The following is a 16777-nucleotide window of genomic DNA, read 5'->3' on the forward strand; positions in this document are numbered from 1 at the left end:
CTCTTTCTGAAGAATGCTCCTGTAAACGCCCATACGATAAATTGTGGAACATTCTGTATACGCTACGGATTTCTACTTACTACTTTACTATCCCGCACAATATTTGCCATGTAATTTCAACACAAAAAAAGAGCGGCATCGCCGCTCCTTTTTTGTGCCGTACGGTCACTGCGATCAGATCTCCGCTTTCCAGAGTCCGTGCAGATTGCAGTATTCATATGCCGCGACTGGTTCCTCTCCATCCGCGAGCGCAAAGACCGCCTCTGGCTTATCTCCCGGTTTCAGATCTCTCTTCTGGAATCCGTTCTTTGTCTCCAGGATGATCCACTGGATATAATGTTCATCCATCATTGGATGTGCCACGCTTCCGACCTTGACCGTAACCGTTCCGTTCTCAACACTGACCACCGGCACATGCTTCTCTGTCGCCGCGTCCGTCGTGTTCGGTGTAAGCTCCTTCATCGTTTCGCCGCAGCACTTCGGCGTACATGCCGTCTTCTCCGTCAGAAAAGTAATAAAGTTTCCGCATCCATCACATCTGAAAAATAACATATCTATACCTCCTTTTTATCTGCCACCCTTGCGCGTGGATCAATACAGCTCCTGGCATGTCTGCAACATAGCCATTTATCTCATGATACACGAATATTAAGCTATACTCAAGCATGTTTTCTGTAAAATAAAAGGAGTAACACGCATTTTACAGATCTGTCCGTGTGCGGACGCCAAGGATTCTGTCCCGGCACAGGCTGACTGGATACCAGCTGCAGGTTCCGCATATGGAATGCAGCCTTTCCCTGGTCATATGATCATCAATGTCCCGTATCAGCTTCTGATAATTGTAGGTCTCTCCCTCCTTCAGACCGAACAATTCCATGACCTTCCGGTCAAAAGCAAGCACCTTGTCATCGCTCACGCAATGCTCAGAATCGCTGAGATTCGGACAGGCGGCACAGATATCATCCGGACGAAGGGTGATCTCAATACGAAAGTTCTCTTCCCGGCGCATCCGCGTTACATAAGCCGTCATCCTTCTGACGAAATGTTCATCATAGCCTTTTCCCTCATAACCCTGCGTACACAGCAGATGATGGGGACGAAGCCTCATATCCGCCTTCCGGCCGTCTGTCTCCATAACACAATTCTCCATATCCGCCTTCCGGCCGTCTGTCTCTATAAGATGGTTCTCCTTCCGGAAATGAGACAAAACACGTTCGCTCGTGATTCACGTATTGTATTCCGCAAATGACACAAAACACGATAACACACGATTCACATTGTGTATTCTGCTGACAAGTTAATGAATTCACACAGCAGCTGTGCGTCTGACCTCCAGAACATGTGCCTTCTCCAGAGAATGCTTCAGAACCGGACCGAGAATCAGCACCAGAACCGCCTTCAGAATCGACGTTGGAATAAAGGGTATCACACAGGCTGTGAGCGCTGTCATAAGATTTGCCTGTGCGACTGCCATAAACCACACAGATCCCACCGCATAGTTCAAGACGTAGCCGACCAGAACACCGATCAGAAGGCTCACGCAGGAAATGACCTTTCTGCTCCGCGCACTCTTCGACGCAGAAAGGCGGACGCCGATTTCATCTCCAAGACCGGTAAACAGCGCAATCAGCGGGAAGGAAACAAGGAATCCACCCGTCATTCCCATGATCGCCCCGATTCCGCCTGTCCATCCTGCGAACACCGGAACACCGATTGCACCAATCAGTATATAGATAACCGTTGACCAGAATCCCTTCTTCGATCCGAGAACTGCGCCAGCCAGCGCGATGATCAACGTCTGCAGCGTCATCGGAACGCCGCCCGGAAGCGGAATGCTGAACTGTCCCACGATACTGATGATCGCCGCAAAAACAGCGATCATGCAAAGATCCTTTACTGTGTTCTTCTTCATTGATTTCTCTCCTCCTGTTTTTAAACAGTTCTGAGTATAAATTCAACGAAGAACATTGTCAACCCGTTTTATCTTTTAGGGTGACAATGTTTTATTTACGCGAACAGTGAGCCGCAGCCGAATGCGAAGTATTCGTGTGCGGCGAGCGTCGCGATAGCGAGATAAAACTCGCGCAGCGTGTTTTATCTCGTTTTTCAGGATGACAATGACAACCCGGAGCAGATCTCTCCGGGTTACAGTTCCTGCATTTTCAAAGCATAACGATAGATTTTTCTCCATATACCTCCAATATGGGAAATGTTACTGCTCTCAGTCTGACAGAAACGCGCACATAAGTCCCTGTGACCAGCTTATATTTTAAAACGATAGCCGACACCCCATATCGTCTCAATATACTGTGGTTTTGCTGTATTGAACTCGATTTTCTCCCGGATCTTCTTGATGTGCACCGTTACGGTCGCAATATCTCCGACGGAATCCATGTTCCAGATCTCGCGGAACAGCTCTTCCTTTGTAAACACATGATTCGGGTTCTCAGCCAAAAAGGTCAGAAGATCAAATTCCTTGTTGGTAAATGTCTTTTCTTCTCCGTTCACCCACACTCTTCTGGCTGTCTTGTCGATCCGGATCCCGCGGATCTCGATAATGTCGTTCTTAGGCTGGCTGCTCACAAGACGGTCATACCGCGCCATGTGCGCCTTGACCCGCGCCACCATCTCGCTCGGAGAAAACGGCTTCGTCATATAATCGTCCGCGCCAAGTCCGAGACCATGGATCTTGTCGATGTCGTCCTTTTTTGCCGACACAATGATGATCGGCGCGTTCTTTTTCTCACGAATCTTTCTGCAGATTTCAAATCCGTCTACAACAGGAAGCATAAGGTCAAGAATGTACAGATCATAATCGGTCTCCAGCGCCCGCTTCAGCCCCTTGTCTCCTTCATTCTCAATATCAACCTCGAATCCGGAGAGCTCCAGATAATCCTTCTCCAGTTCTGCTATGGATTCCTCATCCTCAATGATTAGAATTTTGCTCATGTCTTCCCTCCTGATATTTGCGAAGCACGAAGTAAATAATTGTTCCCTCGCCTTCCCTGCTCGTCGCCCAAACCTTTCCCTCGTGATCTTCGATGATCTTCTTGACAATGGAAAGCCCGATTCCGCTTCCTCCTCTTGCTCTTCTTGCCTGATCGCTTCGGTAGAACCGGTCAAAAATTCTCGGTATATCCTTCTGATTGATTCCTCTCCCGTTATCTTCGATCTCCACCTGTATAAAGTCACCGACGTCGCGCAGGCGGATGCTGATGATTCCGGGATCCTTATCCATATATTTCACGGAATTGCCTACGATATTGTTGATCACGCGGCGGAGCTGTTCCGGATCAGCAATAATTACGGCATCATCGACCAGATCATTGCTGTAATTCAGCCGGATATTCTGCTGTTCCAGCTCCATGCTCAGTTCCTCACGGCAATCCTCAAAATAGGAGGACGCATGGATCTTCTGAAAATTATACGGAATCCGGTTAGTGTCGATTTTGGAGTACATGGTCAGCTCGTCGATCAGCCTCGTAATCTCAATGGTTTTATTGTAAATCGTGCGGATATACCGCTGCTGCTTCTCCGGCGTGGCTGCCACGCCGTCGATCAGCCCTTCCGTGTAACCCTTGATCGCGGTCACCGGTGTCTTCAGATCATGTGAAATATTGCTGATCAGTTCACGATTCTGCGCGTCAAAACGGATTTTCTCCTCGGCAGATTCCTTCAGCCGTACTCTCATCTCCTCGAAATCATCGCAGAGATCATCCATCTCCTTGATTCCGCTCTTCTGCGTCACAAAATTCAGATTGCCGTCACGGATATTCTGCGCAGCTTTTTTAAGCTGGTTGATGGGGATGATGACACCCCGGTAGATCCAGATACCCATCGCGATGCTGGTAAAGCTCAGAATCACGATAATCAGCAGTATCGTCTCCGTCATTGCCCCTTTGATCTCCGGCGCCAGCTGGTTCAGCATGCTGATCAGAAAAATACTTCCTCTTGAGCCGTCGGAAAATCGGAAGCTGATCTGCTTGAGCATTGCCTGGTTCCGGACCTGTATATAGGAATTTTCTCCATTCTCCTCATTTCCGGATATCCCGTCGGCCGATGACGGAAGCTGCGACAGCAGCTCCGCATTCGAAAGATCCGTGCTGCCGTTATAATATATGCTATTTCCCTTCCGCACCACAATGAATGCTCCATTTCCGCTGAGTGTCTCATTCAGTTCCTTCAGATACCTCTTATCCTCCAGCCTGTCCGGATCGTTCTCAAGCGTGTGCTGCACGGAGGAAAGTGTCTCGTCGAGAGTCTTCGAAATCAGCAGCGCATTGTTATACAGACTCTCCATTCCCGGGTTGTCAATCCCATACTGTCTGCCAAGCTGCCTTACCTTATAATTCATCAGCACATAGAACGCCGCGCTGCAGAGCAGGACAGGTATCAGAATCACCAGAATAAAAGCGATTCCGATCCGCGTCCGGAGATCCATGGCTGTTTTTTCTTTCTTTCGCTTCAAAATCAATGTTCTCTGTTCCTTTTTCCGTTATTATGTTTTTTTCCGATGCATCTGCACCGCTCCTGGTGCCGCAGCCTCTTTTTTTCCTTACCTCAGCTGCGCCCGCGCCTCTTCCAAAACCGCATCCTCTTTTTCCTTTGGCTCCGTTGTGCACTCACCGCTGCCGGTGCCAAAACTTCTTTTTACTTACCTCCGCTGCGCCCGCAGCACTTACGACTCCGCAGCTTCCGCATCGCCGCACCACTCTCCGTTCAGTATATCACACTCACGATCTGCGATTTTTGAAATTTTTTTGAACGAGATAAAACACGCTGCGCGAGTTTTATCTCGCTATCGCGACGCTCGCCGCACACCAATACTTGGCATTCGGCTGCGGCTCACTGATCGCGTAAAAAAGGGTTCTTCTCCCGACCACAAAGACCGGGAGGAGAACCCTTCCTAAATAAATATCTATACCATAACTATCTATATCATGCCGCAACCGCAATATTTACCGAATGCGTTCATCTGCATATTCTGACGCCCCATCGGGAGCATGTCCCATACTTCTATCGCGTCGAATCCGCAGCCATCAAAGGCTTGCCTTGATCGCGTCTACCTTGTCGAGATGCTCCCACGGAAGATCCACGTCGGTACGTCCGAAGTGTCCGTAAGCTGCTGTCGCCTTGTAGATCGGACGGCGAAGATCAAGCATCTTGATGATTCCGGCCGGACGAAGGTCGAAATTCTTGCGGATGATGTCTACAAGCTTTTCATCGGATACTTTACCGGTTCCGAAGGTGTCAACCATGATAGAAGTCGGCTCTGCGACGCCGATCGCGTAGGAGAGCTGAATCTCACATCTGTCTGCAAGTCCTGCCGCAACGATGTTCTTTGCAACGTATCTGGCCGCATAAGCTGCGGAACGGTCAACCTTTGTGCAGTCCTTACCGGAGAATGCGCCGCCGCCGTGACGAGCATATCCGCCATAGGTGTCTACAATGATCTTCCGGCCTGTCAGGCCTGCGTCACCGTGTGGTCCACCGATTACAAAACGGCCGGTAGGATTGATATAGATCTTGGTCTTGTCATCTACCATTGCCGGGTCCAGAACCTCATCGAATACATATTTCTTGATATCCGCGTGAATCTGCTCCTGGCTTACGTCATCATCATGCTGTGTAGAAAGAACGACTGCCTCAAGTCTCACCGGCTTTCCGTTCTCATCATACTCTACGGACACCTGTGTCTTGCCGTCCGGACGAAGATACTTCAGCGTTCCGTTCTTGCGAACCTCTGTAAGCTTCAATGCCAGCTTGTGTGCCAGAGCAATCGGATACGGCATAAGTTCCGGAGTCTCATTGCAGGCATATCCGAACATCATACCCTGATCGCCGGCACCTGTGTCCAGATCATCTTCCTGTGCGCCGCCCTTTGCTTCCAGGGATTTGTCAACGCCCATCGCAATATCGGCAGACTGCTGATCCAGTGCAACCATAACCGCGCAGGTATTTCCATCAAAACCGGTCTTCGCGTCATTGTATCCGATCTCATTCACTGTCTCGCGGACGATGGCAGGAATATCAAGCTTCGCCTTTGTGGTGATCTCGCCGGTTACAAGAACAAATCCGGTGCATGCAGCCGTCTCGCAGGCCACACGGCTCATCGGATCCTGTGCCATGCAGGCGTCAAGGATCGCGTCACTTACAGCATCGCAGACCTTGTCCGGATGACCTTCGGTAACAGACTCGGATGTAAATAATCTCTTCTCCATTTTGTCTCTCCTTCTGTTTCAGGACCTACGTCCTGACCAATATGTAATGACCTCCGGCAGATGCCGGTCATCGTATGAACTGCCTTGCCTCTTCGACTTTCAGCAAGTCTTTGCTTATTCCCTGTTTGCAGCTGATCGCTTCTGCACCCGGATTGCCGGGAACAAAAAAGCGGCCCAACAAGTACTGAATTGGATCCGCCGACCAATTCCCTTATTGTTCGAGTATCTCGCTCAGGTTGGCACCTTCCGTCTCCGGGGTTGCCGTGGTTTCACAGATCCTATGTATCTCCGCCACTCTGAATAAGAGAAAGCAATATGCAGTTTTCACAACTTCGTGCTATACGATAACGCTTTTAATATAGCCCGTCAAGCCGATTGCCTGAAAAATACCACGTATTTAGACACCGAAAATAAATTGTCCAACCAGTCTCCGCTCAAACGGGCATTCTGTTATTCAGTAAACGCCCATACGATACATCGTGCCACATACTGTATAAGTCCAGTCACTTCGCTGCTTTGCAGCTTCCGTGACTGGACTTATACAGTAAGGTTTTCACCCTCTGGTTTCACATCTGTCAGAAAAGATTATTTTTAACCGACTCTGAGACGGAACTTCTGAATCTCCCGCTCATCAGACACTCTTTCTATTTCCGCTCCAACATTTCTGAGCTTTGCGTCGAAATCCTCATATCCTCTCAGGATATAGACAATATCATCGACAACGGTAATGCCTTCCGCTGCCATTCCAGCGATGACAAGAGCTGCTCCGGCACGCAGATCAGGAGCGCTTACTCTTGCTCCGGTGAGACCCTCCACGCCGTCGATGATCGCTGTGTTGCCCTCCACTTTAATGGAAGCGCCCATACGTGCCAGCTCATCGGCATACTTGAAGCGATTTTCGAAAATACTCTCTGTCACAATACTGGTACCGCTTGCGAGGCAAAGAGTCACACTGATCTGTGGCTGCATATCGGTCGGAAATCCCGGATACGGAAGCGTCTTCACATGCGTCTTGCCCAGACGATGCTTTGCGGAGATGCGAACCGCATCATCAAATTCCGTTACATCACAGCCAATTTCCTGCAATTTCGCTGTTATCGCCTCCAGATGCTTCGGGATAACATTCTTGATCAGAAGATCCCCTCTGGTGGCCGCTGCAGCCATCATATATGTGCCGGCCTCAATCATATCCGGAACAATCGCGTAATTTGTGCTGTGAAGCGACTCCACACCGCGAATACGAATCACATCGGTACCGGCGCCCTTGATATTCGCACCCATGCTGTTCAGGAAGTTGGCTGTGTCAACCACGTGAGGCTCCCTCGCCGCGTTCTCAATGATGGTGTTGCCTCTGGCAAGAGCCGCTGCCATCATGATATTGATGGTGGCTCCGACAGAAACCATATCCATAAAAATATGCGCGCCGTGAAGATTCTCTGCCTTCGCAACAATTACACCGTGACGGATCTCCACGCTGGCACCCAGCGCACGGAATCCCTTCAGATGCTGATCGATCGGGCGGCTTCCGATATTGCAGCCTCCCGGAAGCGGAACCTCCGCATGCTTGTACTTCCCGAGAAGCGCCCCCAGAAGATAATACGACGCTCTGATCTTCTTGATATATTCATAATCCACACTGACAGAACCAATGGTATTCCCGCAGATTCTCACAGAGTGGCGGTCAAGGCGGTCAACGGTCGCGCCAATAACGGAAATTGCGTCAAGCAGTACATTAATATCACTTACGTCCGGCATATTCTCAATGGTAACCGGATCATCTGTCATTATTGCAGCTGTAAGTATAGCAAGCGCAGCATTTTTGGCTCCTCCAATCTCTACTTCTCCGACAAGAGGATTGCCTCCCTTGATTACATACTTATCCATTCTCCACCTCGATATTTCCGACTGTCATATCTCCCCTGACCGCCGTACTTATTCTATGTATACGATATGCAACGGTATAAAAACCGATCCTTACATTTTATCATCCAAAGCGATACAAACCTGAATATGACGACTGCTGAAATCACTGTTTATGATGATTAATGTATTCGATGACTACTGTAATTATCGTTTGACACGATTTCTTTACCTGATATTACCACAGTATCTGCCTGCACCCGGACAATAAACGGAACCACAGGCACAAGCGCATTTACGTCACCATATTAACCTACTTTTAATCTTTTGTAAAGCAACCCTGTTCCTTCAACGCGTTCTTAACCAGAACCAGTGTACCTTCAATATCTCTTCCGGACTCATCAACAATGATGTCCGCATATTTTTCATAAAGAACACTTCTCTCCTTATAGAGATCCCTCAATGTCTGTCCATCTCTGAGAACAACCCCGCGGTTGTGGAGATTTCCCAGACGGCGTGTAAGAGGGCGATAGGGAAGCTTCAGATAAAGAACCGTACCGATTTCTCTGAGATGATTCATTGCCTCCTCACTGTAAACAACACTTCCGCCTGTGGCGATCACCGACCGCTCTGCTTGAAGTCCGGCATTTACCTCACTCTCAATCCGAAGAAACCCGTCAACTCCATCCTGTTCCAGAATATCCTTTAACAGACGCTTTTCCCTTTTCTGAATCAGAAGATCCGTATCCAGAAACTGATATCCGAGCTCCTTCGCCAGAATTACTCCCAGTGTACTTTTGCCTGCTCCAGGCATTCCAATCAGCACAATATTATTTTTCATGACAACTCCATTTCCCCGGGTGACCGAAACAAGGATGCCGGATAATCAACTTTCGAACAGCCAGATCATCTGAGCTAAATCAGAATAGAGAGATTGTACCCGTTAACCCGTCCGTTTGCAAGATATTTCTGTTTTCTGCGCATACTTTGCATGTGACGATCCTGTCTGCGTTTTCGAAGAGCTCATACCTGTTGTCGCCGCTAATGTTCTTGCCCACTGGTGAGCAAGCTCCCCGTGGGCCTAGAACATTGCGACTGGACTTATACAGTAAGCGGGACCGGATTTCTCCGGTCCCGCTTACTGTTCTTATCTGTTGCTCTGTTGCTGATCAGACAATGCCCTGAGACATCATTGCGTCTGCAACCTTCTTGAAGCCTGCGATGTTGGCACCTGCAGCATAGTCTCCTGCCTTGCCGTATTCCTTCGCTGCTGCGTCAATGTTATGTACGATGTTGATCATAATCTGTTTGAGCTTTGCGTCAACCTCCTCGAAGGTCCAGGACAGGCGCTCACTGTTCTGAGACATTTCAAGTGCAGATGTTGCAACGCCACCGGCATTTGCAGCCTTTGCCGGTCCGAAGATAACGCCGTGCTCCTTGAGGTAATTTGTCGCATCCAGAGTGGTAGGCATGTTTGCGCCCTCGCATACAGCAGTTACTCCGTTCGCAACCAGTGTCTTTGCATCGTCAAGGTTCAGCTCGTTCTGTGTCGCGCACGGGAATGCAAAATCTGCCTTGATTGTCCACACTCCACGTCCCTCATGATACTCACTGTTCGGACGATACTTCTTGTACTCTGTCAGACGTGCTCTGTTGACTTCCTTGATCTCCTTCAGAGCCTCTACATCAATGCCGTCCGGATCATAAACCCATCCGGTAGAATCTGAACAGGTAAGAACCTTCATGCCAAGCTCCTGTGCCTTCTGAATTGCGTAGATCGCAACATTACCTGCACCGGATACAACGGCTGTCTTGCCTGCGACATCAATGCCGTTAATCTTCATCAGTTCCTGTGTGAAGTAAATCAGACCATAACCGGTAGCTTCTGTTCTTGCGAGAGAACCGCCGTAGCTCAGTCCCTTACCGGTAAGGACTCCTTCATACAGTCCTGTGATTCTCTTGTACTGACCATAGAGGAATCCGATCTCACGTCCGCCGACACCGATATCACCTGCCGGTACATCAGTATCTTTTCCGATATGACGATACAGCTCTGTCATGAAGCTCTGGCAGAATGCCATAACCTCTCTGTCAGACTTGCCCTTCGGATCGAAATCGGAACCGCCCTTGCCACCGCCGATCGGAAGACCTGTAAGGCTGTTCTTGAAGATCTGCTCAAAACCAAGGAATTTGATGATTCCGAAATATACAGAAGGATGGAAACGAAGACCTCCCTTGTACGGTCCAATCGCACTGTTGAACTGTACACGATATCCTGTGTTGACCTGAACCTGTCCCTTGTCGTCAACCCACGGCACACGGAAACGAATCTGACGCTCCGGCTCTGTCAGTCTCTCAAGAAGAGCAACTTTTCTGTACTCTTCCTCATGTTTGTCGATGACAGGACGTACCGTCTCCAGGAATTCTTTTACTGCCTGATGGAACTCTGGCTCTGCCGGGTTCTTGGCAACAACTTTTGCATAGACGTCGTCTACATAAGACATGGTTGTGTTCCTCCTTAAAATTTATACACTTTCATAAAAAATAACAACAAACGGTCCATTGGACCCTTGGCTGTGCTCTGTGTTGGATTATAGCATGTAGTTATATATCATGCAAGAATAAAATCATAGTTATTCAATTTACGTTATATATTGTCCGTAATATACTTATTATTCAGTATATAATGCAAGTTTTATTTTACAAAATTCACTTTCCCTGACTTAAGTTGAAGGAAATACACAATCTGTCCAAATGCCATGGATTATCGTCCATATCACTAATATCACTATCCGAACGTATGCTATTAACGAGATAAAACACGCTGCGCGAGTTTTATCTCGCTATCGCGACGCTCGCCGCACACGAATACTTCGCATTCGGCTGCGGCTCACTGTTCGCGTAAAAAGACTGCGGATTGCAAGTGCCCTGCACTTGCAATCCGCAGCTCTTATCGTTTTCATATCTCTGAGAGAAGCATTGTTACCTGATTATTAATTATCATAAAAACGCACACATTATTGATTTTCCTGAAGCGCGCGCATAAAGGACGGAATCAGCTGTTTTTTCCTGGAAATGACTCCGGGAAGCACACAACTTTCCTCCTGGATTTCCTTGCCCGGAAACGCCTCGGCAATAAGCTCTCTTGCTCCGTCACCGAAATACAAAAGCTCCGTACATTCATCAATGATATTGGTCAGCATAAAGAATACCATCTCGATCTCATGCTTTCCACATTCCTGCTGCATGTGCGGATACAGCTTGTTTTTGATAAATTCCAGTTCCTCCCTGGACATCGAACTGATCTGGCCGACACCGAAGGTTTTGTTCTCAATATTGAATTTCTTGAAGTCCTGATAAAAAATCTCCTCCGCTGTCTTATCCTCGAGGTTGCTGCCTGCGCGGAACATATCAGACGCGTACTGCTCAATGTCGCTGATACCGGCAATTCTGGCAAGATCCATTGCAACATTTTTGTCCAGCGGCGTACAGGTCGGAGATCGAAACAGCAGCGTGTCCGAAATGATCGCCGACATCAGAAGGCCCGCAATCTTGGCCGGAATCTCGAGGTTCTTCTCCCGATAGATTTTATACATGATTGTGGCTGTGCACCCGACGGGCTCCATACGGAAAAGAATCGGGGACATCGTCTCCAGCGAACCAAGGCGGTGATGATCAATAATCTCCAGAATATCCGCCTCATCAACATTCAGAACCGCCTGCGATTTTTCATTGTGGTCTACCAGAATGAGTTTCTTACCCGTTCTTCCAATCAGGTTTCTTCTCGATATCGTACCGACATATTTTTCCTTCGCGTCGAGGATCGGATAGTCGCGGTGGCGGCTATTCTTCATGACTTCCTGAATATCATCGATTTTATCTGCCATATGGAACAGAATCAGATTTTCGCGCATCATCAGATGCTTGATCGGAATTGCCTGATTGATCAGCCTCGCAATCGTGTATGTATCATGGGGACTGCTGATAATCACACACCCGGATTCCTCCGCAAGTTTCAGGATTGATTTACCTACGGGTGCCCCGAGTCCCACCACAATGCAGCTTGCTCCGAGGTCAAGGCAGCACAGCTGATCCTCCGCGCGATTTCCGACGATGACCAGATCATTCTCATGAATGTAATTTCCCATCATATCCGGATGAAACGCTCCGATTACGACCTGACCCTTGTTAAAATATCCGTTTCCATCGCCCACAAGAATTGATCCGTCAAGTGTCTCGGCGATCGAGCTGTATCGGGTATTCGCCTGTGCCAGAACAGTGCTGTCGTACACATCCATATAGGATTTTGCGATATCCGTTACCGTGATAAGGCCCTCAAGATCCTTTTTCTTCGTGGTGATCGGAAGTGTAACGATACCTTGTTCCTTCATGGATGCCCATGCCTTCTTGACCGAAATATCTCCGGACACTCCGGGAACCTTATGAATCTCTATTTCTTCTACCTGTGTGCCTGCATCGGGCAGATAACCGGGCAGTTCAACACCAAAATGCCGAAGTACAAATTCCGTTTCCTCATTGATCTGACCCGCACGCATCGCGTAATATGTGTTGCTGTCATCCGAACGGTTTTTGATGTCTGCATATGCAATAGCAGAACAGATGGAATCCGTATCGGGATTTCTGTGCCCTACAATATACACTTCATTCTTTTTTGTCATAATATGCTGCCTCTTGTCTCTTTTCGAAAAGTTCATATCTGATCTATATCTATACCTGATCTATTCCGATATCTGATCCGCACGGGAAACGTTCTGATTTATCTTCTGGGTGTTCCCGTCTCTGCAAACGGCCATTCGTCGTACTGCAATCAAGCAATATCATGCGACATATCTTCCAAATAACTATACCATTGATTCAATTTACGGTAAAGTTTTAACTTTCAGCAAGTGCAATTCTATGTTATACTGGAAAAAGGATTTGCATGAATTCGTAGATTTTTTCAGAATCTGACGGCAGTAAATTCTACAATAATTCAATAATAATTTAAATATGAGGTGATTGTATTATGGCAGATGAGAACATGACCATGGAAGATTTTTCCAAAGCAGTCGATGATTCCTTCACATCTTTTAAAGATGAGGGAGAAGCGAACTGGGAAAAATTAAAAGAGTATCAGACAGAGAAAACTCCCCTTACCGTCACGGTCGACGGCGTAGTCAATAAAGGTGTTATCTCAAATGTTGAAGGTGTCCGCGGATTTATTCCAGCATCACGCCTTGCACTCGGACATGTAGATGATCTGAATGCTTATCTGGGCAAGGAAATTCAGGTCATTGTCCGCGAAATCGATGAACAGAAGGGACGTCTGATCCTTTCAGCCGTTGAGCCGCTTCGCGCAAAACAGAACGAGGAAAGAAAGGCACGTATCAACGCAATTGAGGTTGGAACCGTGCTGGATGGAAAGGTTGAGAATATTCAGTCCTATGGCGCATTCATCGATCTCGGAGATGGTCTCTCCGGTCTCGTCCATATTTCACAGATCTCCCGCAAGAGAATCAAATCTGTAGAGGATGTTCTTCAGCCAGGTCAGGAAGTAAAGGTTAAGGTTATCGCTGTTAAGGACGGTAAGCTCAGTCTCTCCATGAAGGCACTGGAGGAAGGCGGAGATGAGAAGGATGACAGCAGAGAAGCTGCGCCGAAGGATTACAAACTTCCGAAGTCCGAGAATATTTCTACAAATCTTGGATCTCTTCTGAAGGGAATCAAACTGAACTGATATCGGATTCTTCCGGCAGTTCCGGCAGACATGACCGCTTTGTAGCGGATGTGCTGCCCGAAGTGTGCCGGGAGCCCCGGTCTTAATGGTCTTTTCATCTGAATGTACTCCATCAAAAAACAGCCACAATATGTGGCTGTTTTTTGATGTGGATGTTTTTTTGATGGAGCTGTTTTTGATGTGTGTGGATTCTCATGTGACAGGAAATTCATAAATTAAATTAAATTTATCTTGCCGACCGGGAAATCCTCTACCAGTTCTTCCTTTTCCACTTTTGAGAGCTGCTTCAATTCCACCTCTCTGCGCATGGCTTCCGTCCTGGTCTCAAAGGTTTCATAATACACCAGCTCCACAGGGAGGTGACTGTGCGTATATCTTCCGCCCTTTCCCGCCTTATGTGTTTTTACCCGTTTCTTCAAATCATTCGTCCACCCGGTATACAGTGACCCATCCGCACACCGAAGCATGTATGTAAAACATGATTTATCAACATTATCCATATGTTATCCACAAATTTGTCCACTTATCAACAATTTATCATTAAAACTGCCCGCTCACGGCGACTTTATGCAGGAAGCTGGCTGTACACCGTAACAGCATCTGTAATATGAGGTGTTGCGTTCGCATCTCCCGCAGCCCCGGCAGTAACCAATATATATTCTACCCCGTTTACATCCTTCGCAAGGCTCGCAAGACAATGACCGGCTTCGTCTGTATAACCGGTCTTTCCTCCGATAATTGTTGTCCCGTTGTCCAGTGTAGACGAAGGAAGATTGATAAAGGTCGTACTGCTCAGCGCGATTCCCGCGCTATGAACGGATGTCGCCTTTGTCGTGTAGATATGTGTAGAAAAAATAGTCTTGAAGGTATCATTCTTTATCGCATATTCCAGTAACTTCGCCATATCCTGGCAGGTGGAGTAATGATTTTCATCCTGAAGACCGGTTGCATTCGCAAAATTCGTTGCCGTCATACCAATCTCCTGTGCCTTCTGGTTCATCAACGTAACAAAGTCAGCCTCTGACCCTGCTACATAATTGCAGACCGCATAACATGCATCTGCTCCCGACGGAAGCATGATTCCATACAGAATGTCCAGAAGCGGTACGGTCTCTCCGGCCTCAAACCCCGCCGTCGCAGCACCCTGCGCATATGCGGTATTAAATTCGGTCCCGTCAAAGGTATAAGTGGCACTCAGATCATCAATATTTTCGATAGCAACAAGTACGGTCATTATCTTGGTCATTGATGCCGGGTAGATCCTTGCCGTGCTGTTCTGATCGATCACAGGTGCGTTATCCTCTACACGAATCATATAAGCATCCGGACTGGAAAGAGCGCTTGTATCGATAGAAGGAACCGGCCCAAGATCCTTTGTCGAATTGTCGGCTGAAGAATCCGAAGAAACAGAGCTGACATCTTCAACGGAAGAACTGGTTTCCGTTTTCTCTCCGACATATGTCATTGACAGACTCGCTACCGCTTCACTGTCAATCTGGTTCTTCTCCGCATCAATTCTTCCCTTCAGCAAAACCACAAGAATCAGTACAATGATGATTGCCAGAATGATCACGATTGACGAAATGATCATCAGGATCTTTCGTTTCAACGCCCTCTCTCTTGCCTTACGGGCTTTCCTGTCTTCTTTGTACTCATCCTGATCTCTCTCTTCCGGTCTCATAAATCTCCTCTTATTTATCTATCCTCTTCTATCTGTTTCGTCATTTGATTTATACAGTATGCCACCGCTCCATGCTCATACCATACATCAAGCCAAACACTGTATAAGTCCCCGCGTCACTTCGCTGCTTCGCAGCTTTCGTGCCGCTAACAGGTATGACCATTCTCGCGTTGCTTCGCACCGCTCCATGCTCATACCTGTTGTCGTCGCTAATGTTCTTGTCCACAGGTGAGCTAGCTCCCCATGGACCAAGAACATTGCGACTGGACTTATACAGTATATCCTGTGCGTTATTAAAAATCAACCAAAGGAAGCATCAGCGGATCCCGCTTACATAAAACAAAAACGCATCCAGTCTCCCTCATGCGATCCGCACGAGAATCCTGTCTGCGTTTTCGAATAACTCCATTTCTTGTCTCTTATGAGTTGCGATTATTAGAAGTCTATGAAGCATCGGGGACTCGAACCCCGGACAACTTGATTAAAAGTCAAGTGCTCTACCACCTGAGCTAATGCTCCGAAAAAAAAGTGCCTAGTTCCGGAATCGAACCAGAGACACGAGGATTTTCAGTCCTCTGCTCTACCAACTGAGCTAACTAGGCACAAATTGCGGGAGAAGGATTTGAACCTCCGACCTTCGGGTTATGAGCCCGACGAGCTTCCTGACTGCTCCATCCCGCGATAATATGAAATTGATTGGCTGAAAAAAACAACCGAAGCCGATGATCGGACTCGAACCGATAACCTGCTGATTACAAATCAGCTGCTCTGCCAATTGAGCCACATCGGCCTGTTCTTCTGGCTTCTGAATCTTCAGTATGTATTAACTGAACTGGGTGGTGGTGGATTCGAACCACCGAAGCAATCTGCAGCAGATTTACAGTCTGTCCCCTTTGGCCACTCGGGAAACCACCCATATTTTTTATAACTGGGGCGTACAGGGCTCGAACCTGTGACCCTCTGCTTGTAAGGCAGATGCTCTCCCAGCTGAGCTAACACCCCATATTATAAAAGCGACCCGGATCGGGATCGAACCGACGACCTCCGCCGTGACAGGGCGGCGCTCTAACCAGCTGAGCCACCGGGCCACAAAGATATGATAACACATACCTTCAAAACTGAACACACAAATTTTTCTTTTTTAAATCCAAATTCAACTTATGCTATAGGTCAAACCCTCGACCGATTAGTAACAGTCAGCTCCATGCCTTACGGCACTTCCACCTCTGCCCTATCAACCTTATCGTCTTTAAGGGGTCTTACTTCTTTCGAATGGGA

13 protein-coding genes, 7 tRNA genes, 1 rRNA gene and 1 riboswitch are annotated in these 16777 nt (G+C 47.8%); of the genes, 1 reads left to right on the forward strand and 20 read right to left on the reverse strand.

Going from position 1 to position 16777, the window contains the following annotated elements; translation table 11 throughout:
* Positions 1-174: 174 nt before the first annotated feature.
* The 10 genes from ACTNDI_RS12500 to ACTNDI_RS12545 all read right to left on the reverse strand — a co-directional run bounded on the left by ACTNDI_RS12500 (position 175) and on the right by ACTNDI_RS12545 (position 12760).
* Complete coding sequence (locus tag ACTNDI_RS12500) at positions 175-552, reverse strand: desulfoferrodoxin family protein (RefSeq protein WP_441101312.1); 378 nt, start codon at positions 550-552, stop codon at positions 175-177.
* 148 nt (positions 553-700) lie between these two features.
* Positions 701-1150, reverse strand: a complete 450-nt coding sequence (locus ACTNDI_RS12505) for a DUF1284 domain-containing protein (RefSeq protein WP_441101313.1) — start codon at positions 1148-1150, stop codon at positions 701-703.
* A gap of 156 nt (positions 1151-1306) precedes the next feature.
* Positions 1307-1912, reverse strand: coding sequence for a biotin transporter BioY (locus tag ACTNDI_RS12510; protein ID WP_441101314.1), 606 nt, complete (start codon positions 1910-1912; stop codon positions 1307-1309).
* 350 nt (positions 1913-2262) lie between these two features.
* Positions 2263-2949: a response regulator transcription factor gene (locus ACTNDI_RS12515; RefSeq protein WP_441101315.1), complete on the reverse strand. Its 687-nt coding sequence runs from the start codon at positions 2947-2949 to the stop codon at positions 2263-2265.
* Positions 2927-4441, reverse strand: a complete 1515-nt coding sequence (locus ACTNDI_RS12520) for an ATP-binding protein (RefSeq protein ID WP_441101326.1) — start codon at positions 4439-4441, stop codon at positions 2927-2929. Before ACTNDI_RS12520 ends, ACTNDI_RS12515 begins: the two co-directional genes overlap by 23 nt.
* A gap of 598 nt (positions 4442-5039) precedes the next feature.
* The gene (gene metK / locus ACTNDI_RS12525; RefSeq protein WP_441101316.1) at positions 5040-6221 is read right to left on the reverse strand and encodes a methionine adenosyltransferase; all 1182 of its coding nucleotides are present in this window, start codon (positions 6219-6221) and stop codon (positions 5040-5042) included.
* 208 nt (positions 6222-6429) lie between these two features.
* Positions 6430-6528, reverse strand: a riboswitch (SAM riboswitch).
* A 284-nt stretch (positions 6529-6812) separates the two neighbouring features.
* Positions 6813-8105 carry a UDP-N-acetylglucosamine 1-carboxyvinyltransferase gene (locus tag ACTNDI_RS12530; RefSeq protein ID WP_441101317.1) on the reverse strand — a complete coding sequence of 431 codons (1293 nt, stop codon included), beginning with the start codon at positions 8103-8105 and terminating at the stop codon, positions 6813-6815.
* Between the two features lie 295 nt (positions 8106-8400).
* Positions 8401-8922 carry a shikimate kinase gene (locus tag ACTNDI_RS12535; protein ID WP_441101318.1) on the reverse strand — a complete coding sequence of 174 codons (522 nt, stop codon included), beginning with the start codon at positions 8920-8922 and terminating at the stop codon, positions 8401-8403.
* Positions 8923-9250: 328 nt separating this feature from the next.
* Positions 9251-10585 carry an NADP-specific glutamate dehydrogenase gene (gdhA, locus tag ACTNDI_RS12540; protein ID WP_441101319.1) on the reverse strand — a complete coding sequence of 445 codons (1335 nt, stop codon included), beginning with the start codon at positions 10583-10585 and terminating at the stop codon, positions 9251-9253.
* 513 nt (positions 10586-11098) lie between these two features.
* The gene (locus ACTNDI_RS12545; protein WP_441101320.1) at positions 11099-12760 is read right to left on the reverse strand and encodes a putative manganese-dependent inorganic diphosphatase; all 1662 of its coding nucleotides are present in this window, start codon (positions 12758-12760) and stop codon (positions 11099-11101) included.
* Between the two features lie 347 nt (positions 12761-13107).
* Between ACTNDI_RS12545 and ACTNDI_RS12550 the strand changes: the two genes are divergently transcribed.
* A complete protein-coding gene (locus tag ACTNDI_RS12550; RefSeq protein WP_441101321.1) occupies positions 13108-13818 on the forward strand; it encodes a S1 RNA-binding domain-containing protein in 711 nt (236 codons plus the stop codon).
* 215 nt (positions 13819-14033) lie between these two features.
* Here ACTNDI_RS12550 and ACTNDI_RS12555 read toward each other — a convergent pair whose 3' ends face one another.
* The 10 genes from ACTNDI_RS12555 to ACTNDI_RS12600 all read right to left on the reverse strand — a co-directional run.
* Positions 14034-14318 carry a GIY-YIG nuclease family protein gene (locus tag ACTNDI_RS12555; protein WP_441101322.1) on the reverse strand — a complete coding sequence of 95 codons (285 nt, stop codon included), beginning with the start codon at positions 14316-14318 and terminating at the stop codon, positions 14034-14036.
* 65 nt (positions 14319-14383) lie between these two features.
* Positions 14384-15499: a D-alanyl-D-alanine carboxypeptidase family protein gene (locus tag ACTNDI_RS12560; RefSeq protein WP_441101323.1), complete on the reverse strand. Its 1116-nt coding sequence runs from the start codon at positions 15497-15499 to the stop codon at positions 14384-14386.
* A 446-nt stretch (positions 15500-15945) separates the two neighbouring features.
* A tRNA-Lys gene (locus tag ACTNDI_RS12565) sits at positions 15946-16018 on the reverse strand.
* Positions 16019-16028: 10 nt separating this feature from the next.
* Positions 16029-16101: transfer RNA gene (locus tag ACTNDI_RS12570), tRNA-Phe, on the reverse strand.
* Between the two features lie 5 nt (positions 16102-16106).
* Positions 16107-16180, reverse strand: a tRNA-Met gene (locus tag ACTNDI_RS12575).
* A gap of 36 nt (positions 16181-16216) precedes the next feature.
* Positions 16217-16289 (reverse strand) — tRNA-Thr (locus tag ACTNDI_RS12580).
* 43 nt (positions 16290-16332) lie between these two features.
* Positions 16333-16414 (reverse strand) — tRNA-Tyr (locus ACTNDI_RS12585).
* A 14-nt stretch (positions 16415-16428) separates the two neighbouring features.
* Positions 16429-16501 (reverse strand) — tRNA-Val (locus ACTNDI_RS12590).
* Positions 16502-16513: 12 nt separating this feature from the next.
* Positions 16514-16587, reverse strand: a tRNA-Asp gene (locus ACTNDI_RS12595).
* A gap of 78 nt (positions 16588-16665) precedes the next feature.
* Positions 16666-16777 (reverse strand): 23S ribosomal RNA (locus tag ACTNDI_RS12600); the annotation flags it as partial.

Source organism: Bilifractor sp. HCP3S3_D3, assembly GCF_052063915.1.
Classification (GTDB): domain Bacteria; phylum Bacillota; class Clostridia; order Lachnospirales; family Lachnospiraceae; genus Bilifractor.